This window comes from Legionella nigrisilvae, assembly GCF_977063395.2.
This window is the reverse complement of record NZ_CDRUGZ020000044.1, coordinates 73,672-99,131: the sequence shown is the minus strand read 5'-3', so window position 1 is coordinate 99,131 and position 25,460 is coordinate 73,672. Positions and strand designations below refer to the sequence as shown.

Below are 25,460 nucleotides of genomic sequence, written 5' to 3'. Positions count from 1 at the left end.
GTCTACAATTGAAAATACTAGGGTTTACCACAATACTTTTTTTTTTAATAAAATCGATGAAATAGGAACGGGACAAGGAGCTCAGGATGAAGCGATTTTGGCTAATAGGATTATTGTTGTTAGCACATAGCGTATGTTCCGAAACAATTACTAAGGTAATTGAATTGCATTATGTTCCTGCCCAAAAAGTTATTCAGTTAGTGCAACCTATGCTGCAAACTGGAGAAAAAATAAGTGGTTCTGATCAAACCTTAGTTGTTCAGGTTTCTCCGCAAACATTAACCCAAATTAGAACGATATTACATCAAATCGATGTACCTCCAGTAACATTTAATATTTCTATTTATCAAGGTGACCCAAATTGGCTTAGTGCACAAAATGAAAATTCGGTAACCTATAGTACGAAATCTCCTGCTGAAGTGAAGCGGACCCAATCGGTTAAAGTTATGAATGGAGAATCAGCTTTCGTATCTACCGATCAAGAAGTACCCATCGTTACTGCTGTAGGGGCGGGTTTTTTCACAGGAATCGAGTATCAACAACATCAAATCAAAAATGGTTTATTAGTACAGCCCATTATGCGTGGATCACAGGTCGAATTGAAGCTACGCCGGGTGCGTGAACAACAAAATCCGGCTGGGGGACAACAATTTGATGATCAAAATATAGATACAACATTGATGGTACCACTCAATAAGTGGGTTTCTTTGGGAAGCCCAGAAGGAACAAAGGATACGGATTCCTCTTCGGTTTCATATACAGCAGGAAGGCCATTTTCTCAACAAGCAACACTTTATGTAAAAGTTTCAGTCGCGGATAATCTTTAAATAATTGAATAAAAAACGAGCAACTGGTGTATAATTATAAATAGAAGCAGCTAAATAAACCGACCTTTATGGAGGGCTCATGGCAATTATAAGCTCCTTGGCTAATCACTTGCTGATCGCGATGCCTTCCCTCAATGATCCTAATTTTGAACGAACTGTTATTTATGTTTGTGAACACCATGAACAAGGCTCGGTAGGCTTGATTATAAATCGTCCAATGCAATTTCCGTTGTCTATTGTTTTTGAACAATTACATATTGAACCGGTCCGTATGGAGCAAAGCCATTTACCCTTAATGTTTGGCGGACCAGTACAACCGGAGAGAGGATTTGTTATTCATAAACAATTGGGTGGTTGGCGTTCTAGTTTGTTTTTGCAAGATGAGGTGACGGTAACCACATCTAATGATATTATTCGCGCCATTGCAGAGGACAAAGGACCTAAAGATGTTCTAATAACTTTAGGTTATGCTGGCTGGGTAGAGCATCAACTAGAAAAAGAGATTCTTGAGAATACATGGTTAGTTTGCCCCTACCGCTCCGAAATTCTGTATGAGGTGCCCTTCGAAGATCGTTGGGAGTATGCGGGATCCACTTTAGGGGTCAAAATGAGTCAACTGAGTTCATATATCGGCCATGCCTAGTCCTGTTTTCATAGGTTTTGATTTTGGTTATAAACGCATTGGTGTTGCAGTAGGACAACAGCTCACGTGTAGTGCTTCTCCTCTTTCAACGCTTAATGCTCGAATAGGTGTTCCTGATTGGAGTGCAGTCGCCAAATTGATTACGGAATGGTCACCTCAAGGATTAATTGTTGGGATTCCCACGTGTATTGATGGCAGTGAATTATATACAACATCTGCCGCACGTCGATTCGCCAAAGAATTGCGCAAGCGATTTTCTTTGCCGGTTCATTTAGTTGATGAACGACTCTCTACGGTGGAAGCCAGGGAGCAATTGTTTGCACAGGGTGGATATCGTAAAATCAAACAATCTGAGGTAGATAGTATAGCGGCTTGTGTTATACTTGAGCAATGGTTACAACATCCTGAATAGGGCTGTTCCTTTCTCCTATCTTGGCTTATCTGATAAGGTGTTTAAAATCAGAGCGTTGAGTTCCATCTTGCGAAATGAGGAAGACCCTAGACCCTGGGAGTTAAGTTAAAAAGATAAGGGTTTTATGAATCATTTTTTAGAAATTAGTCAATTATCACGACAACAGATTGAGTCTTTACTCCAACGCGCGGTTTATTTCAAAAATCATAACTCATCCCAATATCCTTCCTATGCACAACATACTGTTGCGAATTTGTTTTATGAAAACAGTACTCGCACTCGGGTGAGTTTTGAATTGGCTGCCCAGCGTTTATCGATGCCAGTAATCAATTTAGACTTACAAAGCTCTTCTGAAACTAAGGGAGAGATTATTGAAGATACAATCCGTACCTTGGCTGCAATGGGAATTCAGTATTTTGTAATTCGTCATTCACAAGAGGGTTTACAACAAAGTTTAGTAAATCAAATTGGAAATAGTGTCCATATAATAAACGCTGGGGATGGTACCCATGCTCATCCAAGTCAGGCTTTGCTGGATATGATGACGATCCTTGAACAAAAACCACGGTTGGATCAATTAAAAATAGCTATTTTGGGAAATATTAGACACTCACGTGTAGCGAATTCCTTTCAATGGATTTGTGCACAACTGGGTGTAGGTGAGCTTGTTTTGGTTGCGCCGGAACTATGGCAGCCAAAGAGCTTGCATTATGGGCGGGTTACTCACGATCTACGCGATGGATTAACTAATGCTGATGTCGTGATTTGTTTGCGGGTTCAACGCGAGCGTTTATTGGAGTCAGATCATTTGGATCTGGATTCTTATCGACGTGATTTTGCGTTAACCAAGGGAAGTCTAGCATATACTCGTCCGGATGTAATGGTGATGCACCCGGGACCTATAAATCGTGGTGTTGAAATAGACAGTGATGTGGCCGATGGGCCGAACTCTTTTATATTAAATCAAGTTGCTAATGGGGTTTTCGTACGGATGGCAATTTTTGATGCCTTATGTAATCAAAGGTAGTATTTTGATAAGTCACAGAGGACGTGCTATTTAATAAGAAAAAATTCAAGGAAATATATTGGATGAGTCGCTACCAAAAAATAGGCATTCTCCTGCTGTTGAGCTTCTATTGTTTGCTCTCCTTCTTCATTTTTATGCGTTATCAAAAAAGTGATTTCTCATCTCTTTATTATTCGTGTCAAGCAGTATTACAAGGAGAAAATCCTTATATAAATTTTTCTATAATGTATATGTCTTCCTTAAAGATGTTACCTGCCAATGTAAATCCACCATTTGTTGTGTGGAGCTTTAGCTTTTTGGCGAAGTTAAGTTACTTAAATGGATTAGTTGTATGGTTTTGTCTTTCTCTTGTTTTGGGAGTAATTGGCACACGGATTGCGTTTTATTATGCCTTCTCTTCTCAATTTTTCCAAAAAAATCATATCAATTTATATCTACTTTATTTCGCATTTTTTCCGACATTAATGAATTTTGTAACACAGCAATTTGGTGGTGTTTTATTGTTTTTCCTCATGCTGGGTTATTATTTTTATTGGAATCATCGCGATTATTTTGCAGGTATATTATGGGGCATTATTATTGCAATTAAATTGTTTCCCGCACTGTTATTTTTCTACGTTTTAAAACAAGGCCGGAAGCGAGTTTTTGTGACGATGTTACTGGTTTTCTTAGTGGCTTCGTTTTTACCTGCTGTATTAAAAGGACCAATGCTTTATCAACAATATTTCAAAATGATGACGGGCGTATTTTGGTATGGGGATGGTTGGAATGCTTCCATTTATGGTTTCATTTATCGTCTTTTTTTTGGAGGTGAAATAATTCCTAATAAGTCCTACTTAATACCCATTAATATATTGTATGCAGTGTTGCTTTTAATTTTGTTCCTGTGGTACTGGAGAAAGTTAGGTCCCACTGAAAATGATCCAATAAATCATCAACCTTTTTGTTTGACATTGGCTATGATGTTACTTATGAGTCCTTTAGGTTGGTCTTATTATTTTCCTTTATTGATTTTCCCCCTAATCCTTACTTGGTTTTCGGCCTTAGAGGAACAAAATAATGCGACCAAAACAATGTTTATTTGGCTGGTAAGTTTTTTCCTTATCAATTTGCCTATTGATAATATGAATAGCCAAGACATGTCCAATTACCTAGTTCGAATAAGTTATGCTTCTTATTGTTTTTATGGACTACTTCTTTTAACTTATCTTTTAACTCAAAGAAAAAAAATCTATGGCAATAATGAACTTCAGTCTGATGGGACGAAGTATTACTCCATGTCTATCCTAACTGGCATTTTTATATTTGGGCTGTTCATCCCAGTGCTATTTTATCTTCTACGCGCATTTACCCTTGCTTTTGATTTATAGCACTTACCCCACTTAGACCGGTTCAAAATGAATGAGACTAGAGTGCACAAGTGGAGTCGAAGAGCATGCACACAGCATAAATGTTGCTGGGAAACTATAGCCCCCTAAAAGGGGCTATGCAGGAGTGCGTAAGGCATGTCTAAAGGATAATGCTTGTTGTAAATGGATTTTAGAAACCAGGATGCTTTGATTCATGTCGGCTATCGTTCGTGCAACTTTCAATAAGCGATGATATCCTCGAGCAGAAAGTTTGAATTGCAGCATCGATTGATGTAAAAAATCTTGTTCTTCAGAACCTAACGCACAAATTTTTTCACAAGTATTAGCGCTTAAATAGGCATTGAGGCAATTTTGTCGTTCTACCTGTATAGTTCGTGCTTGGATAACTTGTTCTCGGATTGATTCACTTTGTTTTAGGGGATTATTATTCGGAGCAACCAATTCTTCCTGAGTTAATGCTTGGACCGTGATATGCATATCAATCCGATCTAATAAAGGTGCTGAAATCTTCGCATGATAACGTTTAATACGATCAGGACTGCATACGCAGTTTGCTTGTGGGTTCCCCCATTGCCCGCAGGGACAAGGATTCATTGCTGCGAGGAACTGGAATTGAGCGGGAAATTCGATTTGTGCAGCGGCTCTGGAAATGCAAACGGTTCCTGATTCAAGCGGTTGTCTTAGAGTTTCTAGAACATGGCGGCTAAATTCAGGTAACTCATCAAGAAACAAAACTCCATGATGTGCTAGAGAGATCTCTCCCGGCTTAGGTGGGTTTCCTCCACCTACTAGAGATGCCGGGGATGCAGTATGATGGGGGGCGCGAAAAGGGGGTGAGCGCCATTGGCTAAAATCAGGTAATTTACCCCGTATGGAATTGATGACCACACATTCTAAGGCCTGTGTTTCAGATAGTGGAGGTAATAAGGTATTAAACCGTTTTGCTAACATCGTTTTACCACTTCCAGGAGCACCACTTAGCAAGATGCTGTGACCACCACATGCTGCAATTTCCATTGCTTTTTTTGCATGAAATTGTCCTTTGATGTCAGACCAATCCATCGTGTCTGGTCTGACGCATGATTCCGGCTTGGGTGGTAACGCGTGTAATGAAGTTCCTTGACAAAGGTAGCTGCATACTTCGCGCAAATTATTAGCACTATAGATGTTTTGATAGCCGGTTAGTGCCGCTTCATGAGCATTTGCACTGGCAATAATAAGTAAACTTTGGCTTTTATGTGCTGCTAAGACCGCAGGAATAATAGCAGAAATCCCTCGAAGCTCTCCACTTAAGGCAAGTTCTGCTATAAATTCATGATCGGCCAATTGATTTTGAGGAATTTGATCTGATGCAGCAAGAATTCCAAGAGCGATGGGTAAATCAAAACCACTCCCAATTTTGGGTAAGTCAGCAGGTCCCAAGTTCACTGTGATTCTGCGGCAGGGGAATTCAAACTGGCTATTAATAATCGCGGAGCGAACTCGATCCTTACTTTCTTTCACTGCGGTTTCGGCCAGTCCCACTATTGTAAATCCAGGCAACCCATTTGATAAATGAACTTCTACTGACACGGGTTGTGCCAATATCCCAACGGTACTACGTGTTTTAGTAAACGCAAGATTCATTGCTTATTCCTTTGATGTTGGACTAATAAAGCGACAAATTTCCTATGCCGCTTAAGCTGCTCTTTTTTATTTTTGATCTTTATTAAGCTGAGTCAGTAACATATCGACTTGCTTTTGAAGGTGTTCTACTTTTTCGCGAGTTCGTGCCAGAACTTTGGTTTGTACATCAAATTCTTCCCGGGTAATAAGTTCCATATGAGAAAAGGCTGCTTGAAGGACTTCTTTAAATTTTTGTTGGATGTCTTTTTCAATGTTTTGTAGACTGGGGGGGAGAGCTGAAAAAAGTTTTTTTGCTAAATCATCAAATTGTTTGGGGTCGAACATAATCACTCCATGTTTGGTTTTGCAAAGAGTCTAACAAAAGTATACACACAGCGGAATATATTATGAAAATGATTATGGCAATTATTAAGCCTTTTAAATTAGATGATGTTCATGAGGCATTAATGGAAATTGGTGTACCAGGAATAACTATTTCGGAAACACGTGGTTTCGGCCGACAAAAAGGCCATACTGAATTGTATCGTGGGGCTGAATATGTAGTGGATTTCCTTCCTAAAATTAAAATTGAACTAGCGCTACCAGACGACATGGTTGAAGCTGCAATCGAAGCAATTTGTAAGTCTGCATATACGGGTAAGATTGGTGATGGCAAAATTTTTGTTTATGAATTGCAACAAGTCGTTCGAGTACGTACTGGGGAAATCAATGCAGATGCCCTAACCTAAACTAGAGTCAGCCACCATACCAATAAATAGCACGTTGGGTTATGACAGCGTTAAGCTGAATATCCCAAGGTTCAGGCTCAAGGTAATCATCGACTCGTTGAAATTGGTAGGCTACGCCAAATAAGGGACAATTCTCTTTGCCTTTGAAGGTTCGATCGTAATAACCCGCACCCATCCCTATACGATTACAGCGTACATCAAAGGCCACCAATGGAACAAAAACTAACTCCAGTTCCTCTACGGCAATTGCTAAATCAGGGCTGACATCCGGCTCCGGAATCCCATAGCGATTCTTTTGAAAAGGAGTATCTGCTGTGGCGGGTAAAAAAGAGAGGGTTAAATCCTCATTTAGAACAGGAAAATAACAAATTTTCCCTTGTAAAAGAGCATTTTTCCATAGCTCATCTAACTCAATTTCCCCGTTTATCGCAAAATAAAGTGCTATTTGCTTGGCTTGGCGATATTGTTCCAGCAAGCGAATGCGGGTACATACTTGAGTTGAAGCCGTGGCGCGATACGAAACAGATATCTTCGAGCGTATTTGTTTCATTGTATCTCTTAAAGCCTTCTTGACGTAATCTGTCATAAGTTATCAATGTGTTGTACTTATTAAATTATCGATTCTTTATTGTAAAAATTCAAGGTATTGAAATCTTCGAAAAAATTTGTCACTCTCAAAATCTTCGTGGAATTGCTATTTTTAAAAAAAAACTAGTCAAGACAAAAAAAATAAGGTATATAAGCCGTCCTGGTTTTTAGATCCTTTTGGGATGGGTATCTAGGTACAATATAACTCATTGAGAGAATGGTATGAGTGATTTGTTTGAAGATGATGAAGATGCTGTTGTAGAAGTCGGAGAAGACTTCGTTGATGTGGACAGCGAATTGGATGTTGAAGCAGAAATTATGGAAAATGTTCCTCGTGGTTTGGATGCACGCAGGCGATTGGAAAATATGTTAGACGAAAAGCGGTTACGGGATGAACTGGACGATTTTGGCGACTATTAAATTCGATTTGTCAGTAATCATTCGTAAGGGAATCAACTGAAGAATTAGGATTAAGTACCGTTTATGATACGAACACGAGTACTCACAGAAGGGGAATGTAATTTTGCATTTCCAATAGATGATCGCATCTTTTTGGGCGAGGGGTTGTTTGAAACGCTCAGAGTAGAGGAAGCGAAGCCATGTTGTGCTTATTTGCATTGGCAGCGATTAACGGATTCGGCACGAAAATTGGACATCCCCTTCGATCTTTCCTTTGAGCACTGGTTAGAGCATCTGCTCCATAAAATTAAGCAAGATAATTTGTATCATGGTGGTATTAAAGCGATTTTAAGTGGGGGTTCTGCCCCTAGAGGCTTGGCAGCACGAGGACAAGTAAGTCAACTTGCATTTCAAGCGTTTAATTATTCTATAGAAACCCATCCACAGCGATTAGTAAGTGCGTCCTGGCTAAGAGATGGAACTAATCCTATATATCAAGTGAAATCAATCAATTATTTAGAGGCGATCCTCGCTCGTCGTCAGGCAATTGCGGCAGTTGCCGATGATGCTTTATTTTTTAACTTGCAACAGCATGCGACAGAAACCACCTGTGCGAACTTATTTGTGATCCACGATAATTGTTTGCTAACACCTCCTGTAACCGATGGGGTGCTTCCTGGCATTACTCGTTCAAGACTTCTACAATGTTCCAAGCAGCAAGGCATAAATTGCATGGAGGTTTCGGTAACCAAAACAATGCTAAGGGAAGCGGATGCTCTTTTTGTAACTAATTCCTTACAAGGGATTCGCCCGATATCCTCTTTGGATGACATTGTTTTTGCAGTAGATCATCCATTACTTAATCAATTATCTTCTTCTCTGCGTTTTGAAAACGAAAGTGATCAAAATGCAATAGCTTGATAATACATATCAGCAATAGAACAAGACCCGCTATTAAAACTACAGGGTGTTTATAAAATACTTCTTGTTTTAAAACCCCCATTCCAGCATAACCTAGATAGGTATAAACAATTTCAGCGGGAATAAGAAAAATAAAAGTAGTGAACAAATAAGGCCGGAATTTAATCGTGGTTATTCCTAGACCATAATTGACTATATTAAACGGAATTATTGGGACTAAGCGAAGAAATGCAACAATCACCCATCCTTTTTGCTCAACCGCAGAAATGAGTTTGCTTAATTTTTTGCCTTTTCTTTGTAAAAACCAATTATAAATCAAGTGTCGGGTAATTAAGAAAGAGAATGCAGCCCCGCTTGTTGCCCCCAATAAATTGAGCAGTGTGCCAAACAAAGGCCCGAAAAGCGCCCCGCCGGCCAGGGTGATCACCATAGTAGGCAAGAACATAATGGTTGCAACGCAATATATTATTAAAAAAAGAATGGGTGCAATCCAGCCAAGATGCTCAATCCAGTTAATGAGTACACTTGAATAATTATGAAAAATAAAGGCAGTCGAAATAAGTGAGATCAAAGCTAAAACAATGAAAATTGTCTTAATAGGATGAGTGAGTCGACTAGACGTTATTTTTGTATGAAATAGATCGGGGTCTGTAATCGTACAATCCTTGACAGTTCACTAGTAAAGAAAGTCTATTACACCTGGTTATCGGTTGCAATCTTGAAAAATAATGATTGATTGGGTATAACCAAGAGCGGATTTTTATAAGAGAAACAAAAACATGGAACAAGTAATGTGGAAGGAAAGCCAAAAGCAACGTGCCCGTAGATGGATTAGAGCAATCTTAGCCTACTGGTTTAAGGTGGAGGTGCAGGGAACGTATCAGCCGGAGTCTAATTCAGTCATTATTGCCAATAGAACCTCAAAAATTGATTTGCTTTTGCTTGCTGCTTTTTTACCTGAGCAATTGACGGTAGCGTTTCCTCCACGATCAGCTGGTAAACTTTGGATGAAGATGATGATGCTTTTTGCTGATGTCATTATCATTGACTCTACCAACGCTTTTGCAGCAAGAGCTTTAGTCAAAGCCATCCGAGAAGGAAAGCGTTGTGTTATTTTTCCGCAGGGAATTGGATTGCAAGAAGAGAGCTTAAAGGTTTTTGATGCCCCAGGAATGGTGTTACAAAAGGCTGGCTCTTCAGTGATTCCAATCCGTATCGACGGAGCCCAACACAGTATTTTTTCGATAAGTAAAGATAAGCATCGTATTTATTTATTTCCAAAAATTATCTTACATGTATTGCCGACACGATCTTATATCGAGAAAGAAAATACACCTCTTAACCGAAATGCAATGAGCACTCGGTTGTTTCAGTTAATTAGTGAACTGACTTTTGCAAATAGTTATCAACCAATGACAATGTTTGAAGCACTCATTCAAGGAAGTGTGTTAGGAACAAAGAGTAAAGCAAAAATTGAAGATGCAAATCGTGCGCCGTTAACTTCCAAACAATTTCTTGCCCGTTGTTTTATTTTAGGTCGACAAATTAAGGAGCAAACTCAAGTAGGAGAGCATGTCGGTATCATGCTGCCTACCACGATTGCGGGCATGGTTACCTTTTTTGCTTTACATGCATATCGACGCATTCCAGCTATGCTAAATTTTAGCTTGGGACTACATAATCTGTTAGCTACGTGTACTGTTGCAGAAGTAAAAACGATTTATACTGCAAGACAATTCATTGATACAGCAAAACTGGACGATTTGGTCGAGGGATTACAGAACGCAGGGATTAAGATTTATTTCCTCGAAGATTTTAAATCTTCTATTAATTTAGGGAATAAGCTTTCTGGGATATTCAAGGGGATGTTTCCTTCTCGAGCCTATCAATTAATTGGTAACCCGGTTTCTGCAGAGGAGCCCGGAGTTATACTATTTACCTCGGGTTCAGAAGGGCTTCCGAAAGGAGTTGTGTTAACTCATGCTAATTTATTAGCCAATTGTTGCCAATTAACTTCGCGAGTGGATTTTTCTTCTCGTGATAAATTTTTCAATGCCTTGCCTATCTTTCATTGTTTTGGATTAACAACCGGTTCCATTCTGCCATTAATAAATGGAATTAGTTGCTTTTTTTATCCTTCTCCATTGCATTATAAAATAATTCCGGGTTTGATTTATCAAACCAGTGCTACCATTATGCTTGGAACCGATACCTTTTTAACAGGCTATGCTCGAGCGGCAGAACGACATGATTTTAGCAGCGTCCGTTACATTTTTGCTGGAGCAGAAAAAGTGAAACCGGAAACGATTCGACATTGGATCGACACTTTTGGAGTGAAAGTCTATGAAGGATATGGTGCGACGGAAGCGTCGCCAGTGATTTCTATGAATTGCCCTTTAGCCTCTATTCCAGGAAGTGTGGGGATGTTGTTGCCTTCTATGGAAAGTCGAATACAACCTGTAGATGGTATTGCGGAAGGGGGCCGGTTAATCTTACGTGGGCCTAATATCATGAAAGGTTATCTCTCTTGCGACAAGTCGGAAAAGATTATTCCACCTGAAGACGGGTGGCATGATACAGGTGATATAGTGACTATGAATGAAGAGGGTTTCATTACCATTGCGGGCCGAGCAAAACGTTTTGCGAAGATTGCCGGGGAAATGGTTTCTCTTACTGCCGTAGAGGGTGTTGCTGCCTCAATTTGGCCTGAGTTATTACATGCTGCCGTAAGTATGAAGAGCCCGAAAAAAGGAGAGCAAATTATACTATATAGTGAAGCTGACAATGCCAATAAAACAAGCTTTATCAAGAGAATAAAGGAACTGAATTATTCAGAATTACTTGTACCGCATAAAATTGTTCCAGGAAATAAAATTCCCGTACTACCTTCAGGAAAAATAGATTATGTAACTATTCAAAATGAATTAATTGAAGAGTAAAAGTGTTTAATACGACTTAAGGTTTGAAATGGATAAGGGAACAGGTTACATTCCTGGAGCTTGTTGGTGGTTAGCTTATAGATACACTCAAAACGAATTGTGCCGTGGTATATACCCAAGCAACCAGTGCATTAAATCCTCCAACGGATGCCGTGACTACGAGCGGATGCTAACCATAAAAAGTTTTTTAATTTATTATATAGATTTCTTTTTTAAAAATTAAATGTAGTGATTAGCTTGCAAACGGTTGCAAGCAACGGCTACATTACGGGACAACATCCTTAAGAATGTTTGGACTTACTTCGCTTCTTCCAGACTGTATCTATTTCTTTAGTACATAACTACCTGGTGCGTCCATTATTGATTTTAATGGTAACTGGTTAAAATCTGGAGCGGGTATGAGTTTTCCTGAATGCGTTTTTAGCCATTTTAACCATTCTGGCCACCAGGAGCCTGAATGTTCAGTAGCATTCTCTAACCATTGCTCTGGATGAGTAGGAAAATGATTATTAACCTTATAGCCGTATTTTTTTGTTTCAGGCGCATTGATAATTCCTGCTATATGACCAGATCCACCCAGTACAAAACGTTTGGGACCATTCATAAGTTGAAATCCCAAGTAGGTAGTTTTCCACGGAGCAATATGATCTTTTTCAGTTGAAAGGAAAAAGGTAGGTATATCAATAGCACTGATATTAATTGGGGTATGATTAAGATGAATTTTACCTGGTTTTACCAGATCATTGTGTAAATACATCCATCTTAAATATTGGGAATGCATGGTTGCTGGCATGTTGGTGGAGTCTGAGTTCCAATACAATATATCAAAAGGAACCGGGTTTTTACCTCGTAGGTAATTTTTAATAAAGAAAGACCAAATTAAGTCATTTGCTCTAAGTGAGTTAAAACTTGAAGCCATAAATTTTCCAGCTAGATATCCCTTAGACTTCATCTCATCTTCTAATTTTGCGATTTGCTGTTCATCAATAAAAACAGCAATGTCACCGGGATCACTAAAATCAATCATAGAAGCTAAAAAAGTTGCACTCCGAATGGAGTTGTCTTGTCGTGCTTTATTATAAGCAAGTAACATGGATAGGAGGGTTCCACCAATACAAAAGCCCATAGCATTAACCTGCTTTATACTGAGTTGCTTTTGAATCATACCAATGGCGGTTAATGGTCCTTCATTTAAATAATCGTATAAACTTTTATGGGAAAAATTTGAATCTGGATTTACCCAAGAAATGATAAATACAGTAATTCCTTGCTTTACTAACCAGCCAACAAGAGAATTATGTGGGCTTAAATCCAAGATGTAATATTTGTTTATCCAGGGCGGAATAATAAGAAGAGGAATAGATTTTACCTTAGTGGTTTGTGGCGTGTATTGTATGAGTTCCATTAGACTATTACGAAAGACTACCTTTCCTGGAGTAATAGCGAGGTTTTTACCGAGCTTAAATGCCTCCGTATCAGTCATTTTAATCATCAGACGAGGAGAACCTACTTCTAGATCAGAAAGTAGATTATGAAGTCCATGTAATAAATTTTTGCCATGACTTTTCAATGTTTCATCCATGATCTGAGGATTCGTGTGCAAAAAGTTAGCTGGCGATAATGCATCTAAATATTGCTTGGTAAAAAATTTTAAACGCTTAGCCGTATTTTTATCAGGGTATTCTATCTTTTCAAATAAAGTATTCATATGCTGACTGGCTAAAAGGTAATGCTGGGTTAACATATTAAAAAAAGGATTATTTAGCCAATCTTCTTCATGAAAGCGTGGATCATTTATGGGCATGGGCGTTCCATTTAACCAATGCTGTAATTGGGTTTGTGCTAAGTTAAACGCGTCTTGCCAGTATGCGAGTTGCATTTCCCAGATTTTTTCCGGATTCTGCAGAAGAATACTCATTACATTTTGGAAATGTTCCGTTAGTTCAATATATTGATTGATTATTATGGGAACTTGTAAAGGAGTTTCTTTAATATCGGAAATAATTTGCAGACTTTTTTCCGCTATAGCCTGTAATAACTCGCTAAGTTCTTTGTCATGGGTCATCCTAACTCCTGTGGACAAATAATTATATATCCTATTTTGGTTGCTTTATTGTTACGGATCAAGAGTAGAGTCCTTGAAAAGTTTTATTTACCAATCTCTCGTTTTCCCTTCATGCCAAAAATAACCGCTTTCTTTCTTCTTGTTTACCAATTCAAAAAGTTCGTGTGCCGCTTCCGAAGGCAGTTTGGGAGCGTTACTTTTTCCCATATCCGTTCTCACCCAACCTGGGTCAAAACTGGAGATAGTAATTCCAGGAAGTCTTTTAGCCAGAAGAAGAGTGTACATATTCAAGCATGATTTTGACATTTTGTAGTGGGGTACGTTTGCGGAATCATTGGAACTAAAAGCACCCCATCCCGAAGTAATATTAATTATTTGGGCATTTGGATTTAATTTAGAAAGGCACTGTTCAGTTAATTCAATAGTCCCAAATACATTAACCGCAAAAGTTTCTTTTAACCGGCTTATGCTAATCTTTGTTTCATTCCAATTTTCTAGGAGGATGGCTGCATTATTAATTAAGACATCAAATTGTGGTAATTGTTCCGTGAAATAATTAATTTGCTTTGAATCTAGCAAATTAAGGGGATGAATTTTTAGATTCTTGTCTTTAAGGGGCGCATTACCCTGAGTTGAAGTTCCAATAACCAACCAACCCCTCTTTAAAAATAATTTGGCGGTTTCTAGTCCGATTCCTCGACTAACTCCTGTAATTACCAGAGTATTCACAGTTCTATTCTCCATAAAGGGTAATTCGTTCCCTATTCTGCATCGCTATCTAGACTACATGGTACATGTATTTTCTTCTACATCTTAATGTTTAAAGTGACGAATTCCGGTGAATACCATAATGAGTCCATGTTTTTCAGCGCAATCTATAATTTGTCCGTCTCTAATTGAACCACCGGGTTGGATAATAGCAGCAATTCCTGCTTCTGCGGCAATTTCTACAGTATCCGGAAAGGGGATAAATGCGTCAGAAGCCATAACACAACCACGAGGGTCGAATCCCATTTGTGTTGCCTGCCATAGGCCAATACGAGCACTCATAACCCGGCTGGTTTGACCTCCACCAATTCCTATTGTTGCTTCATCTTTAGCATAAACAATCGCATTGGATTTGACATGTTTTACCCCAAGCCAGGCAAACATTAAATCACTCATTTGTTGATCTGAGGGTTTGTTTTGAGTCATGACTTTAATTTCATAGCTGCCTAATGAAAGAGAGTCATGTTCTTGTACCAACAGGCCCCCATCTACCTTTTTCAGGTTCAGGCGAAATGCATCATCATGTTTCCAAGCTCCAGTTGATAAAACACGAATATTTTCTTTGCTGGCAAAAATTTCTTTGGCTTCCTCACTAATCTCAGGGGCCAAAATGACTTCTACAAATTGCTTTTCAAGAATAGTTTTGGCGGTAGTAGCATCCAATTTTTGGTTAAAAGCGATTATACCGCCGTAGGCTGATGTTGGATCACATTGAAAAGCCTTGAGATAAGCATTAAGAGGAGAATCACTTATAGCAATACCACAGGGGTTTGCATGCTTGATAATTACACATACGGGTTTCTCGCAAGAAAAGGATTTAGCACAATCCAATGCCGCATCCGCATCTAAAATGTTGTTATAGGATAATTGCTTGCCTTGAATTAACTGAGCAGAACCTAAAGAACCGGATGAAGCTTTTTTATCAACATAGAAAGCGGCTTGTTGATGTGGATTTTCTCCATAACGTAAATCGGTTATTTTATTAAACTGACATGTAAGTACTTCTGGGAAACCACAGGGAGTGTGCTGCGCATCGAGAGTAGTCAGATAATTTGTAATAGCAGCATCATATGCAGCTGTATGAGCAAAGGCTTTTTTAGCTAAAGTGAACCCCCAGTCTGAAGGAACTTTTTTGCTTTTTAAGTACTTGATTAGTTCGGCGTAATCTTCTGGCTTTACCACAACGAAAGTGTGTGCATAATTCTTCGCTGCGGAACGAATCATGGCGGGGCCGCCAATATCAATATTTTCGATTGCCTCATTGAAGTTACAGTCATGACGACTGATGGTTTGTTCAAATGGATATAAATTAATTACCAGCAAATCGATGGGTTTGATAGAGTGCTCTTTAAGTGTTTTTTCGTCTTTTTTCCCGCGTGCAAGTAAACCTGCATGAATGGCTGGGTGCAAAGTTTTTACTCGACCATCGAGCATTTCTGGAAAACCTGTACACTCACTAACATCGACAACTGGCAATTTATGTTCTTTGAGTAATGCAGCGGTATTTCCCGTTGCTATAAGCTCTACACCCATTTTATGGAGTACTTTACCTAAGTCCACTATGCCTCGTTTATCTGAAACACTAAGCAGCGCTCTTTGAGGTTTAAAAGCAGAGAATGCATGTTCTTGGACCATTATAATTTCCTTAAATAAGTATAGCCTCGGTAGGCGCAGCAGAACCCGGAAAATTTAGAATATTATCAATGAGTCCTTGCACTACCAAATAACGAGTACGACAATTTAATCTGCTTTATGGGTAAAAGCCAATAATGACCATCCATTAAGGTTTTGCTGATGAATCGCAATAAACATTGATGCGTACGTTTCAATAAGCTTAGGGGCTTGTTCTTCTAATATGCCTGATACGATCAGTATCCCCTTAGAGTTTAACAATTGTTGAAAACGTTCTTTCAAGTTAATTAATGGTGCCAACAAAATGTTTGCAATAATTAAATCTACAGGTTGGTGTAATACGTCGGGCTTGCTAATTAGTAATTGGTGTTCATCAAGTTGATTTCCCAATGCATTGTTTTGAGTGGCTTGAAGGGCTTGTTCATCGATATCGACTGCATGGACTTTTGCTGCGCCTAATTTTAATGCGGCCAAAGAAAGTATCCCTGAGCCACAGCCGTAATCAATCACAGATTTATTTTTTAAATCAGCCTGTTCCAACCAGGTTAAACATAAAGCAGTCGTAGGATGAGTTCCGGTACCAAATGCCAGACCAGGGTCTAACATTAAGTTAACCGCATCGGGTTCAGGTGGCGTCGACCAAGTAGGACAGATCCATAGGCGTTTACCAAAACGTTGAGGTTTAAAATCATCCATCCAAGCTCTTTCCCAATCCTTGTCCTCCAGAACTTCTAGAGCACACGTTAACTTGGGGTAAGTTTTCATCACATGCTCTCGTGTGTATTGTGCCTGGAACACCTCTGCAAATAAGGCCTGAATAACCACTTCAGGCCATAATGGGGTTGTTCCTGGTTCGGGTTCGAGAACAGGATTGTCATTTTTATCGGTGAGCATAATGGATAGCGCACCAAATTCTTCTAACTCCTCGCTAAGGGACTCTATCTCTTGGCTTGGACAATGTTCTATTTTCAATTGAAACCACACAGCGTTTAATCCTTCAGCATTTTTTCCAGATAGTGAATATTAGTACCGCCTGCTATAAAAGATTGATCATGGAAAATACGTTGGTGTAATTCAATATTGGTTTTTATACCATCAATAATGATTTCATCGAGTGCATTTCGCATTCTTGCAATGGCTACAGCACGAGTTTCTCCATAACTTATCAGCTTGCCTATCATGGAATCATAATTCGGAGGAACGGTATAGCTACTGTAAATATGAGAATCAAAGCGAATACCAGGTCCACCGGGTTGATGTAATAATTTTATTGTTCCTGGCGAAGGCATGAAAGTTCTTGCATCTTCAGCATTAATTCGGCATTCAATAGCATGACCACGTAGAATTATGTCTTCCTGAGTAAGTGTCATCGGTATCTCACTGGCAATTTTGATTTGTTCTTTTATCAAATCAATTCCTGTGATCATTTCAGTTACGGGGTGCTCAACCTGAATTCGTGTATTCATTTCAATAAAATAAAAACATCCATCTTGATATAGGAATTCAAAGGTTCCAGCACCACGATATTGTAACTCTTGGCATGCTTTGACTACGGAAGCGCCAATTTTATTTCTAAGTTCAACGCTAATTCCCGGAGCTGGTGCTTCTTCGACTACTTTTTGATGACGTCTTTGCATGGAACAGTCACGCTCACCTAGATGAATTGCTTTACCTTTACCATCTCCAAGCACTTGGAATTCAATATGGCGTGGATTTTCCAAAAATTTTTCCATGTAAACAATTGGGTTATTAAATGCAGCTTTGGCTTCGCTACGGGTAAGAGCTATGGCATTAAGCAAGTTGGCCTCACTATGCACAACACGCATACCGCGCCCACCACCGCCTCCTGCTGCTTTGATAATAACTGGATAACCAATTTTTCGAGCAATTTCCAGATTTGATTGATCATCATCAGATAAGGGACCGTCCGATCCAGGAACACAAGGAACTCCGGCAGCTTTCATTGCGTTAATAGCAGATACTTTATCTCCCATGAGACGAATAGTATCACCTCGAGGACCAATAAAACGAAATCCACTTTGTTCTACTACTTCTGCAAAATCAGCATTTTCAGAAAGGAACCCATAACCAGGATGAATTGCTACCGCATCAGTAATCTCCGCAGCAGAAATGATTGCTGGGATGTTGAGGTAACTTTTTTGCGCTGGAGCCGGTCCTATGCATACGGTTTCATCTGCGAGACGAACATGCAATAAATCTTTATCTACATCTGAATGTACGGCTACAGTCTGGATGCCGAGTTCTTTACAGGCACGCAAAATGCGAAGGGCAATTTCACCTCTGTTGGCAATAACAATTTTACTGAGCATGGATGCACCTCTATTCTATGACAAACAGGACCTGATCGTATTCAACAGGTTCACCATTGGCGACGAGTATTTCTACGATTTTACCGGCGCGATCCGCTTCAATTTCATTAAACATTTTCATTGCTTCAACAATACATAAAACATCACCTGCTTTGACTGATTGGCCAAGAGTCACAAAAGGTGCACTTTCTGGTGATGGAGAAGTATACATTGTACCCACCATAGGAGAGCGGACTTTGTGACCTGAGACCGTAGGCTCAGGTTTACTTTCATGGTGTGAAGGTATTGCCAGAGCAGGTATATTATTTACAGCATGATGTGATTCATGACGCGGGGCAGGTGAAGTAACATAGTGAACCTGGTGTTGTTCAACCGCAGGTCCGCTGCTATGACGGCTTAATCTGAGCGATTCTTCACCTTCTTTAATTTCAATTTCAGAAATGCCAGTTTCTTCCAGCAGTTCAATTAATTTTCTTATTTTACGAATGTCCATTATTTGATTCTCTTTCAATAATTGATGTTAATGCTAATGAATATCCTTGCGCACCTAATCCACTAATAGTACCCTTCGCTATATCTGAGAAATAGGAATGGTGGCGGAAAGGTTCGCGGGAATAAATATTGCTGATATGTACTTCAATAAAGGGAATTGCAACAGCACATAAGGCATCCCTCAAAGCCACGCTGGTATGGGTAAATCCAGCGGGGTTAAGAATTATATAATCTATTTTATCGATACTTGCTTGGTGAATTACTTCAATTAAATCCGCTTCCGAATTGCTTTGATGACATTTTAATGCAAATCCTGCCGTGGTGGCTTCTTTGATCAACCGAGTATTAATATGATCCAACGTTGTAGCCCCATAAATTGAAGGTTCTCGAGTTCCCAAGAGGTTCAAATTTGGTCCATGTAAAACCAGAATTTTTTTCATATTTTTGTTCGTATCGAGCAATTTTTGCAGATTTTGCCTGATCTTCCTGAAATTGTCCATATATCTCCGAAGATATCTACATGATCTACACTTTTTAATATTTGTGTAACAGGGACAACTAGTTAAAAATTTGCTCCCTTTCCCACAGTAACCTAGACTATTAGATTAGGTAAGGATTGAATTATTTAAATGGCATTTTTTGTTATTCAATTCTAAAAAAAGGAATTTTGATGCAAGCAAGGCTCGACCAACAACAGCAAGTACAAAAAGTACGACCTGTAATATATTTTGTGATTTTTATGATGATGATATTGGTGCAAATTTCTATTGACCAATATGTTCCGTCATTACCAGCCATTACTAAATCTCTTAATAGTAACGACTCATCCATTCAGTTCACCTTGTTTCTTTTTATGTTTGGATTGGGAATTTCTCATATATTTTTTGGACCGTGGTCCGATAAAATTGGGCGTAGGCGCCCGCTAATTTATGGAATTGGTATAAGTATTATAGGATGTCTTTGTTGTTTATTGGCACCTTCTGTCTGGGTGTTAATTTTAGGTCGCTTCTTACAAGGATTTGGTATCGGTTCGTGCAGTTCAGTGGGACGCTCTTTAATACGTGATCTTTTTACTGACCGATATTTATCGAAAATTGGTTCTTATGTTGGCGTGGCAAGTACGCTTCTTTTAGTTGCTTCTCCAATTTGGGGAGGATTTATTCAGGAGCATTTTGGTTGGAGAGCCAATTTTTTATTTATTTTTGTTGTCGGTTTGACATTTTGGATTTTTATTCTTCTGGTTTTGCCAGAAACGAATAAAAATCTTAATCCCGATGCTACTAAGTTAAGAGTAATACAACAAAATTATGCTGCTTTATTAAAATCTAAAGTCTTTTTAGGCTATACCTTATGTGCGTGTTCTGCCTGTTCGGGTTTGGTTGCTTACCTTACTATTGCTCCATTTTTATTTCAAAATGAATTAGATCTAAGTCCATTGGAATATGGTCAACTTTCAGTTTTTATTGCTGTGGCTATCTGTCTTAGCGGCCTAATTAATAGCCAATTGGTTATGTCTAAAGGTGTTTCATATATGTTGTTTATTGGTATCATGTTAATGATTGGTGGTGGGGGGATGATGCTTAGCTTTGCTCTTGCTGGAATCATGAATGTACTGACAGTTATGATTCCTATCTCTTTATTTAGTATGGGGGCAGGTTTTACATTTATTAATGCGTTTGCTGGAGTTTTTCATCCATTTCCACAAATTGCAGGAACGGTGGCCGCTTTGTATGTCAGCATGCAGGATTTAACTTCTGCATTAACTAGTGGTATGATTGCAATTACCAAGATACAAGGCCAATTTTCTTTAGCTGCAATATTACTTGTTCTTGGTATAAGTGCTTTGGCCGCATGGTATTATCAAGAAACAATAACTCAATAAAATGAATTCATACTCTTGAAAATCACCTATTTAGGATTCTTTGAAATAAAAACTCTTTTTTATCCACTCATATTTCCTATGGACATGTAGCGAAGCATCAAATAATAATTTCAAAAATTCGAAAACTATGCTAGCTTGGATAAGTTTTTAGAGTTATTGGTTGTGTTCACAGGTGTGACTCACTGTTGAAACCAAGCAGGTTTTTATAACTTGATTTAAGGATTAATTGGTTTGGCAGGAGATGAGTTGCTTTCAATTTAGATTAAGTTGCAAAGAAGGAGTGGGTTTCCATGCATCATAATTACTATTTATCTCCCTTAGCTGTTGCTCTGGCTTTAGGAATAGCATCCTCTGCGAGAGCCGCAGAACCTATGCCTTTACAAAAGGCATCTCTTCAGCAAGTAAAGCAAAAATTTGCTTTAACGACACAAGGTGTCGCAGTTGCTAAAGACAGTTTACGTTTTGTCAGCGAACATACAGACAGTAACAAAGTAACTCATGTTCGTATGCAACAACAATATGTAGGATTTCCTGTTCATGGTGGTTATGCAATTATGCATAGCATGTATCCAGCACAATCATTAACCAAAGCACAGTCTAATGTGGCAATGAACGGCGTTATTTATCAAGGCCTACAATCCGAATTAGGACAACCTGATGCTAATTTTGTGAAAAATGCGGATTCAGCATTACAACAGTTTAAAGCCAAGTATGCAGGTAAAGAAGTGAGCGAGGAAAAAGTCACTCCTATGATTTATATAGATGCTCAGCATAAAGCACATTGGGCTTATAAAGTGAGTGTCCTTGTTGTTCACAAAGATCAAATTCCAGAGCGTCCAACTGCAATAATTGACGCAGAAAATAGCAAACCTTTCGTCCAATGGAATGATATTAAAACTGGCAAAAGTGCGGTTAATGGAGCAGGTTTCGGTGGAAATAATAAAACAGGTTTCTATCGATATGGTGCTGACTTACCTTATTTAGATGTAACTCGTGATTCAGGTACTGAGTCGTGTTTTATGGAAAACACCGATGTCAAAGTAATTGACATGGATCACCGATACAGTTCTAAACGTAGAGCAATGAAATTTAATTGTCCAACCAATGACTCTAATGTTTACCTCACTGGTTATAGAGGAGATGGTTACGACAAACAAAATGGAGCGGCTTCTCCCACGAATGATGCTTTGTATGCAGGTCATGTGATTAACCATATGTATAAAGAATGGTATAACACCAATGCATTGAGTAATTCTGATGGTTCTCCAATGCAATTAGTAATGCGAGTTCACTATGGTGAAGGTTATGAGAATGCTTATTGGGATGGCCAGCAGATGACCTTTGGTGATGGTGATACCATGATGTATCCTTTGGTTTCACTAGGAGTAGGCGCACATGAAATCAGTCATGGTTTTACAGAACAACATTCTAACCTTGAATATTATGGCCAATCAGGTGGTATGAATGAGGCGTTCTCGGATATGGCAGCTCAAGCAGCTGAATATTATTCAGTAAATAAAAGCACTTGGCAAATTGGCGGCGAGATCATGAAAGAAGATAGCGGCTGGGATGCTCTACGCTATATGGATCAACCAAGTCGTGATGGTGAGTCTATTGATACTGCTGATGAATATTATGGTGGTCTGGATGTTCATTACTCCAGTGGGGTATATAACCATTTATTCTACATATTAGCCAATCAGCCTAGTTGGAATACCCGTTTAGCCTTTGATGTGATGGTTAAAGCTAACATGGATTATTGGACCCCTTATTCTAACTTTGATGAAGGCGGTGAAGGTATAGTAAGTGCGATTTCTGATCTTGTAGCTGGTGATCCGAACCATGAGCGGTATCCTTCAACTGCTGTTTGTGACGTTAAAAAGTCATTAAATGAAGTTAAAATCACCACCAATATGAGTGATTGTTCTAATTAATCCGTAATAATAAAATCAGCCAGAAGTTTGCTTATAACTTCTGGTTGTTCCATGTGAATATGATGTCCGCCATCCATTTTTTTCAGAGTGAGATTTTTTACCGCTTTAATTCGATGATCTATGATCTCAGTGTCAAAGGAAAATCCTCGACTCGATAATAGTAGATAGGTTTTTGCAGTAATTTCCTGTAAACAAGAAAGTATTTGAGGTTCTGTCATCCGCAAAGGTGAGCGTACCAATAAACGTGGATCATGCCGCCAATAAAATTTACCTTTTTTTTCTATTAAACTTCGTTCACAAAGAATTTTTGCAATTTCTAAAGAAACATATCCTTTAAAGGCACGTGCAAGAGCAGCACTACTTAAACTATCATATCCTTTGGATTTTTTTCTTTTTTGAGTAAGAAAAGATGCATACTCTCTTAATTGCTGACATGCAGTTTCTGCAGGATGGGAAAAGGGCCCTAAACCCTCAATCAGGCTTAAGGACAGAAATCGTTCGGGTATTACACCGCCAACTAGGCTCGCCAAGCAAGCGCCCATTGAGTGTCCTAATAGATGGAGCTTATCAAGTTTTAGCGCATTGATTAATTCAATAACTACAAAAATACCATCAAAAAAATGATAGTGACATCCTTCAGGAAGATGCGAAGAATAACCATGTCCGGGCAAATCTACGGCAATAAAATAAAAATCATTGGCTAAATACGAGGCAAGAGGAGCAAAACTGTTCGCGTTATCCAGCCAACCATGTAGGGCTAGGATAGTTGGTTTCTCTGGATTTCCCCAAGTTCTGCAGCATATTGAAAAACCTGGAATTGTAAGATTTAATGTGTTCATTTTATATATTATTTTTTTAAGTATTATAAGCAATCATTATATCTCTACTGCAAACAGGAGAGCTATAATCCATTATAGAATGAATAAAAATTTTTCCCTGCGTTTTAGTTAGTACAATGAGTTTGGATTAAGACGAAAGGAGTACAATTGTTTTTATGCATTTAATGTTATGCTTAATCTAGGAACTTGAAAAGAGTTAACTATGCAACAAGAAACACAAAGCGTTTCATTAATTACCTATAATATTCATAAAGGGTTTGGTGTAGGTGCTGTACGTTTTTTACTTCCAAAAATGCGTGATGCCATTACGAGCTTACAACCGGATTTTGTTTTTTTGCAAGAAGTTCAGGGTGAACATATAAAACGCCAAAAACGAATTAATGCCTGGCCTGATTCACCACAATTTGAGTATATTGCTGAAAATATCTGGCCTCATTATGTGTATGCAAAAAATGCCATATACGAATCAGGACATCATGGAAATGCAATTTTGAGTAAATATGCTTTTGAACGATTTGAAAATATTAATCTCACAAACATTCGCAGGGCTTCAAGGGGAATTTTGCATGCACAACTGAAGCTGGATAATATTACTATTCATTTGTTATGCGTACACTTAGGCCTTTTTAAAGCTGAGCGGATAGTACAATGTAATGCTTTAATGCAACGTATCAAGGATGTTGTTCCACAAGATGAACCTCTGTTAATGGCTGGAGATTTCAATGATTGGCGTACTGTTATTTCCAAGCCTTTGGCTGAAACTTTGAATATAGAAGAGGCTTTTGTTTCAGTGGAGGGGCAACATGCCCGTTCTTTCCCAGCAATTAAACCGGCGCTTTGCGTTGATCGAGTTTATTTCCGGGGTATGAAAGTACAAGAAGTAGCTTGTTTGCATGGAAAGCCATGGCGAATGTTATCGGATCATTTACCGCTTTATGCGCGTTTTGAATTGATTAAGCCCTAGATGAAGCCTTAGCACTACTTGCTTCATCCAGGGAGGTATTTATTAGCGTTATTCCATTTTGTTGTTGTACTCACCCACACAGGCCAGGCTATTTAGGCGCGCACGCTTCAATAAAGCCTCTTGTGCTTTAGAAACATTGTCTTTACTTCCACCCCAAGCCGCTAAACAATCTTCTTGTAATGCTCTGCCGAAAGAAAAACTGAGCAACCAAGGTTGGTGATCAATGCTATTAATTGCATTTAGATTTGCTGTAGCTTGTTGTGGCGTTTGCCCACCAGATAAGAAATTAATTGTCGGCACTGCCGCGGGTACATTATTACGGAATACACCGATTGTGTAATCAGCAATTTCATCAGGTTCACTGAAAGGGCTATGTGCTTTACCGCAGGTTACCATGCTAGGTTTTAAGATAATATGTTCTAATTCAACTTGATGAATAAATAAAGCGTGGAATAACTCATGAAGCACAATTTCACATACTTCTGCACAATGTTCGATGCTGTGATCGCCATCCATAAGAACTTCAGGCTCAACGATGGGAACAATTCCTGCTTCTTGGCAAGCTGCCGCATAACGAGCTAAATTTTCTGCTCCTGTCTTTACCGCAGTTAAACTGGGAGTAAATTCGGAAATTGAGTAAACATTTCGCCATTTAGCAAATTTTGCACCTAATTTTTTAAAATGTTGTAAACGTTCAGCTAATCCATCTAAGCCTTGAGTGACTTGTTCATTCTCAGTATTAGCTAAAGCAATTAATCCTTTATCTACTTTAATGCCAGGGACGATACCTTTATCGGCAAACAGTTTAGGAATAGGAGTGCCATGCTCATCCGTTTGGGTAAAGGTTTCTTCGAATAAAATAACTCCGTTTATATATTGTTCCAAATCAGTTGTGGTGGCGAGCAATAATCTATAATCTCTGCGGTTTTCTTCGGTATTCTCAATACCAATTGAGGCAAAACGCTTTCCTATAGTTGAGTTGCTTTCATCTGCAGCTAAGATTCCTTTTCCTTGTTGCAACATTTGTTCCATGGTATTAGATAGTTCTTCATAATTCATTTTGTGTGGGCTCCT

The 25,460-nt window shown here is 38.8% G+C and carries 25 protein-coding genes; 12 read left to right on the top strand and 13 right to left on the bottom strand.

What is annotated here, in order from left to right; genetic code table 11:
- Positions 1-86: 86 nt before the first annotated feature.
- From ACWTE2_RS32775 to ACWTE2_RS32755, 5 genes are all read left to right on the top strand, one after another.
- Positions 87-827: a type II/III secretion system protein gene (locus ACWTE2_RS32775; protein WP_454786058.1), complete on the top strand. Its 741-nt coding sequence runs from the start codon at positions 87-89 to the stop codon at positions 825-827.
- A gap of 79 nt (positions 828-906) precedes the next feature.
- A complete protein-coding gene (locus ACWTE2_RS32770) occupies positions 907-1,470 on the top strand; it encodes a YqgE/AlgH family protein (RefSeq protein ID WP_182391511.1) in 564 nt (187 codons plus the stop codon).
- Positions 1,463-1,882 carry a Holliday junction resolvase RuvX gene (gene ruvX, locus ACWTE2_RS32765; protein WP_182391510.1) on the top strand — a complete coding sequence of 140 codons (420 nt, stop codon included), beginning with the start codon at positions 1,463-1,465 and terminating at the stop codon, positions 1,880-1,882. Before ACWTE2_RS32770 ends, ruvX begins: the two co-directional genes overlap by 8 nt.
- Positions 1,883-2,006: 124 nt before the next feature.
- On the top strand, positions 2,007-2,909 hold the full coding sequence (locus tag ACWTE2_RS32760) for an aspartate carbamoyltransferase catalytic subunit (RefSeq protein ID WP_454786057.1): 903 nt from the start codon (positions 2,007-2,009) through the stop codon (positions 2,907-2,909).
- A gap of 62 nt (positions 2,910-2,971) precedes the next feature.
- The gene (locus ACWTE2_RS32755; RefSeq protein WP_454786056.1) at positions 2,972-4,279 is read left to right on the top strand and encodes a glycosyltransferase family 87 protein; all 1,308 of its coding nucleotides are present in this window, start codon (positions 2,972-2,974) and stop codon (positions 4,277-4,279) included.
- A 114-nt stretch (positions 4,280-4,393) separates the two neighbouring features.
- Here ACWTE2_RS32755 and ACWTE2_RS32750 read toward each other — a convergent pair whose 3' ends face one another.
- Positions 4,394-5,905, bottom strand: coding sequence for a YifB family Mg chelatase-like AAA ATPase (locus ACWTE2_RS32750; protein WP_454786055.1), 1,512 nt, complete (start codon positions 5,903-5,905; stop codon positions 4,394-4,396).
- Positions 5,906-5,971: 66 nt separating this feature from the next.
- Positions 5,972-6,229, bottom strand: a complete 258-nt coding sequence (gene ubiK / locus ACWTE2_RS32745) for a ubiquinone biosynthesis accessory factor UbiK (RefSeq protein WP_182391506.1) — start codon at positions 6,227-6,229, stop codon at positions 5,972-5,974.
- A gap of 62 nt (positions 6,230-6,291) precedes the next feature.
- On the opposite strand from ubiK, the gene ACWTE2_RS32740 reads away from it, so the two are divergent.
- Entirely contained in the window at positions 6,292-6,633 is a 342-nt protein-coding gene (locus ACWTE2_RS32740) for a P-II family nitrogen regulator (RefSeq protein ID WP_003635241.1), read from the top strand.
- A gap of 7 nt (positions 6,634-6,640) precedes the next feature.
- On the opposite strand, the gene ACWTE2_RS32735 is transcribed toward ACWTE2_RS32740, so the two are convergent.
- On the bottom strand, positions 6,641-7,219 hold the full coding sequence (locus tag ACWTE2_RS32735) for a 5-formyltetrahydrofolate cyclo-ligase (RefSeq protein WP_454786054.1): 579 nt from the start codon (positions 7,217-7,219) through the stop codon (positions 6,641-6,643).
- A 224-nt stretch (positions 7,220-7,443) separates the two neighbouring features.
- Between ACWTE2_RS32735 and ACWTE2_RS32730 the strand changes: the two genes are divergently transcribed.
- Positions 7,444-7,641 (top strand): PA3496 family putative envelope integrity protein, encoded by a 198-nt coding sequence (locus ACWTE2_RS32730; RefSeq protein ID WP_182391504.1) that lies wholly within the window; start codon positions 7,444-7,446, stop codon positions 7,639-7,641.
- A 63-nt stretch (positions 7,642-7,704) separates the two neighbouring features.
- Positions 7,705-8,541, top strand: a complete 837-nt coding sequence (locus ACWTE2_RS32725) for an aminotransferase class IV (RefSeq protein WP_454786053.1) — start codon at positions 7,705-7,707, stop codon at positions 8,539-8,541.
- Here the strand turns inward: ACWTE2_RS32725 and ACWTE2_RS32720 are convergent.
- A complete protein-coding gene (locus ACWTE2_RS32720) occupies positions 8,480-8,986 on the bottom strand; it encodes a TVP38/TMEM64 family protein (RefSeq protein ID WP_483099551.1) in 507 nt (168 codons plus the stop codon). The genes ACWTE2_RS32725 and ACWTE2_RS32720 overlap by 62 nt on opposite strands.
- Before the next feature lie 334 nt (positions 8,987-9,320).
- On the opposite strand from ACWTE2_RS32720, the gene ACWTE2_RS32715 reads away from it, so the two are divergent.
- Positions 9,321-11,480: an AMP-binding protein gene (locus ACWTE2_RS32715; RefSeq protein ID WP_454786051.1), complete on the top strand. Its 2,160-nt coding sequence runs from the start codon at positions 9,321-9,323 to the stop codon at positions 11,478-11,480.
- A gap of 322 nt (positions 11,481-11,802) precedes the next feature.
- Here the strand turns inward: ACWTE2_RS32715 and ACWTE2_RS32710 are convergent, their stop codons facing one another.
- The 7 genes from ACWTE2_RS32710 to aroQ form a co-directional block, all read right to left on the bottom strand.
- Entirely contained in the window at positions 11,803-13,545 is a 1,743-nt protein-coding gene (locus ACWTE2_RS32710; protein WP_454786050.1) for a PHA/PHB synthase family protein, read from the bottom strand.
- Positions 13,546-13,632: 87 nt separating this feature from the next.
- Positions 13,633-14,274: an SDR family NAD(P)-dependent oxidoreductase gene (locus ACWTE2_RS32705; protein WP_454786049.1), complete on the bottom strand. Its 642-nt coding sequence runs from the start codon at positions 14,272-14,274 to the stop codon at positions 13,633-13,635.
- A gap of 84 nt (positions 14,275-14,358) precedes the next feature.
- Positions 14,359-15,948 carry a bifunctional phosphoribosylaminoimidazolecarboxamide formyltransferase/IMP cyclohydrolase gene (purH, locus tag ACWTE2_RS32700; RefSeq protein WP_454786048.1) on the bottom strand — a complete coding sequence of 530 codons (1,590 nt, stop codon included), beginning with the start codon at positions 15,946-15,948 and terminating at the stop codon, positions 14,359-14,361.
- A 105-nt stretch (positions 15,949-16,053) separates the two neighbouring features.
- On the bottom strand, positions 16,054-16,929 hold the full coding sequence (gene prmA / locus ACWTE2_RS32695) for a 50S ribosomal protein L11 methyltransferase (protein WP_454786047.1): 876 nt from the start codon (positions 16,927-16,929) through the stop codon (positions 16,054-16,056).
- 5 nt (positions 16,930-16,934) lie between these two features.
- The gene (gene accC / locus ACWTE2_RS32690) at positions 16,935-18,275 is read right to left on the bottom strand and encodes an acetyl-CoA carboxylase biotin carboxylase subunit (RefSeq protein WP_182391481.1); all 1,341 of its coding nucleotides are present in this window, start codon (positions 18,273-18,275) and stop codon (positions 16,935-16,937) included.
- A gap of 10 nt (positions 18,276-18,285) precedes the next feature.
- Positions 18,286-18,768, bottom strand: coding sequence for an acetyl-CoA carboxylase biotin carboxyl carrier protein (gene accB / locus ACWTE2_RS32685; RefSeq protein WP_454786046.1), 483 nt, complete (start codon positions 18,766-18,768; stop codon positions 18,286-18,288).
- Positions 18,755-19,207, bottom strand: coding sequence for a type II 3-dehydroquinate dehydratase (gene aroQ / locus ACWTE2_RS32680; RefSeq protein ID WP_454786045.1), 453 nt, complete (start codon positions 19,205-19,207; stop codon positions 18,755-18,757). Before aroQ ends, accB begins: the two co-directional genes overlap by 14 nt.
- Positions 19,208-19,437: 230 nt before the next feature.
- On the opposite strand from aroQ, the gene ACWTE2_RS32675 reads away from it, so the two are divergent.
- Positions 19,438-20,649 carry a multidrug effflux MFS transporter gene (locus ACWTE2_RS32675; protein ID WP_454786044.1) on the top strand — a complete coding sequence of 404 codons (1,212 nt, stop codon included), beginning with the start codon at positions 19,438-19,440 and terminating at the stop codon, positions 20,647-20,649.
- A gap of 290 nt (positions 20,650-20,939) precedes the next feature.
- On the top strand, positions 20,940-22,583 hold the full coding sequence (proA, locus tag ACWTE2_RS32670) for a zinc metalloprotease ProA (RefSeq protein ID WP_454786043.1): 1,644 nt from the start codon (positions 20,940-20,942) through the stop codon (positions 22,581-22,583).
- On the opposite strand, the gene ACWTE2_RS32665 is transcribed toward proA, so the two are convergent.
- Positions 22,580-23,422 carry an alpha/beta fold hydrolase gene (locus ACWTE2_RS32665; protein ID WP_454786042.1) on the bottom strand — a complete coding sequence of 281 codons (843 nt, stop codon included), beginning with the start codon at positions 23,420-23,422 and terminating at the stop codon, positions 22,580-22,582. The two genes, proA and ACWTE2_RS32665, sit on opposite strands and share 4 nt — an antisense overlap.
- Before the next feature lie 202 nt (positions 23,423-23,624).
- Here ACWTE2_RS32665 and ACWTE2_RS32660 point away from each other — a divergent pair, with 202 nt between their 5' ends.
- A complete protein-coding gene (locus tag ACWTE2_RS32660; RefSeq protein ID WP_182391476.1) occupies positions 23,625-24,386 on the top strand; it encodes an endonuclease/exonuclease/phosphatase family protein in 762 nt (253 codons plus the stop codon).
- A 48-nt stretch (positions 24,387-24,434) separates the two neighbouring features.
- Here ACWTE2_RS32660 and ACWTE2_RS32655 read toward each other — a convergent pair whose 3' ends face one another.
- The gene (locus ACWTE2_RS32655; RefSeq protein ID WP_454786041.1) at positions 24,435-25,445 is read right to left on the bottom strand and encodes a class I fructose-bisphosphate aldolase; all 1,011 of its coding nucleotides are present in this window, start codon (positions 25,443-25,445) and stop codon (positions 24,435-24,437) included.
- Positions 25,446-25,460: the final 15 nt, after the last annotated feature.

Coding starts and splice junctions, on each gene's coding strand:
- ACWTE2_RS32750 (WP_454786055.1), bottom strand. CDS start 5,905: ATGAATCTTGCGTTTACTAAAACACGTAGTACCGTTGGGATATTGGCA.
- accB (WP_454786046.1), bottom strand. CDS start 18,768: ATGGACATTCGTAAAATAAGAAAATTAATTGAACTGCTGGAAGAAACT.
- ACWTE2_RS32675 (WP_454786044.1), top strand. CDS start 19,438: ATGCAAGCAAGGCTCGACCAACAACAGCAAGTACAAAAAGTACGACCT.
- ACWTE2_RS32720 (WP_483099551.1), bottom strand. CDS start 8,986: ATGTTCTTGCCTACTATGGTGATCACCCTGGCCGGCGGGGCGCTTTTC.
- ACWTE2_RS32665 (WP_454786042.1), bottom strand. CDS start 23,422: ATGAACACATTAAATCTTACAATTCCAGGTTTTTCAATATGCTGCAGA.
- accC (WP_182391481.1), bottom strand. CDS start 18,275: ATGCTCAGTAAAATTGTTATTGCCAACAGAGGTGAAATTGCCCTTCGC.
- ACWTE2_RS32775 (WP_454786058.1), top strand. CDS start 87: ATGAAGCGATTTTGGCTAATAGGATTATTGTTGTTAGCACATAGCGTA.
- aroQ (WP_454786045.1), bottom strand. CDS start 19,207: ATGAAAAAAATTCTGGTTTTACATGGACCAAATTTGAACCTCTTGGGA.
- ACWTE2_RS32740 (WP_003635241.1), top strand. CDS start 6,292: ATGAAAATGATTATGGCAATTATTAAGCCTTTTAAATTAGATGATGTT.
- ACWTE2_RS32735 (WP_454786054.1), bottom strand. CDS start 7,219: ATGACAGATTACGTCAAGAAGGCTTTAAGAGATACAATGAAACAAATA.
- ubiK (WP_182391506.1), bottom strand. CDS start 6,229: ATGTTCGACCCCAAACAATTTGATGATTTAGCAAAAAAACTTTTTTCA.
- ACWTE2_RS32760 (WP_454786057.1), top strand. CDS start 2,007: ATGAATCATTTTTTAGAAATTAGTCAATTATCACGACAACAGATTGAG.
- ACWTE2_RS32660 (WP_182391476.1), top strand. CDS start 23,625: ATGCAACAAGAAACACAAAGCGTTTCATTAATTACCTATAATATTCAT.
- ACWTE2_RS32710 (WP_454786050.1), bottom strand. CDS start 13,545: ATGACCCATGACAAAGAACTTAGCGAGTTATTACAGGCTATAGCGGAA.
- ACWTE2_RS32730 (WP_182391504.1), top strand. CDS start 7,444: ATGAGTGATTTGTTTGAAGATGATGAAGATGCTGTTGTAGAAGTCGGA.
- ruvX (WP_182391510.1), top strand. CDS start 1,463: ATGCCTAGTCCTGTTTTCATAGGTTTTGATTTTGGTTATAAACGCATT.
- proA (WP_454786043.1), top strand. CDS start 20,940: ATGCATCATAATTACTATTTATCTCCCTTAGCTGTTGCTCTGGCTTTA.
- ACWTE2_RS32655 (WP_454786041.1), bottom strand. CDS start 25,445: ATGAATTATGAAGAACTATCTAATACCATGGAACAAATGTTGCAACAA.
- purH (WP_454786048.1), bottom strand. CDS start 15,948: ATGGTCCAAGAACATGCATTCTCTGCTTTTAAACCTCAAAGAGCGCTG.
- ACWTE2_RS32715 (WP_454786051.1), top strand. CDS start 9,321: ATGGAACAAGTAATGTGGAAGGAAAGCCAAAAGCAACGTGCCCGTAGA.
- ACWTE2_RS32725 (WP_454786053.1), top strand. CDS start 7,705: ATGATACGAACACGAGTACTCACAGAAGGGGAATGTAATTTTGCATTT.
- ACWTE2_RS32770 (WP_182391511.1), top strand. CDS start 907: ATGGCAATTATAAGCTCCTTGGCTAATCACTTGCTGATCGCGATGCCT.
- ACWTE2_RS32755 (WP_454786056.1), top strand. CDS start 2,972: ATGAGTCGCTACCAAAAAATAGGCATTCTCCTGCTGTTGAGCTTCTAT.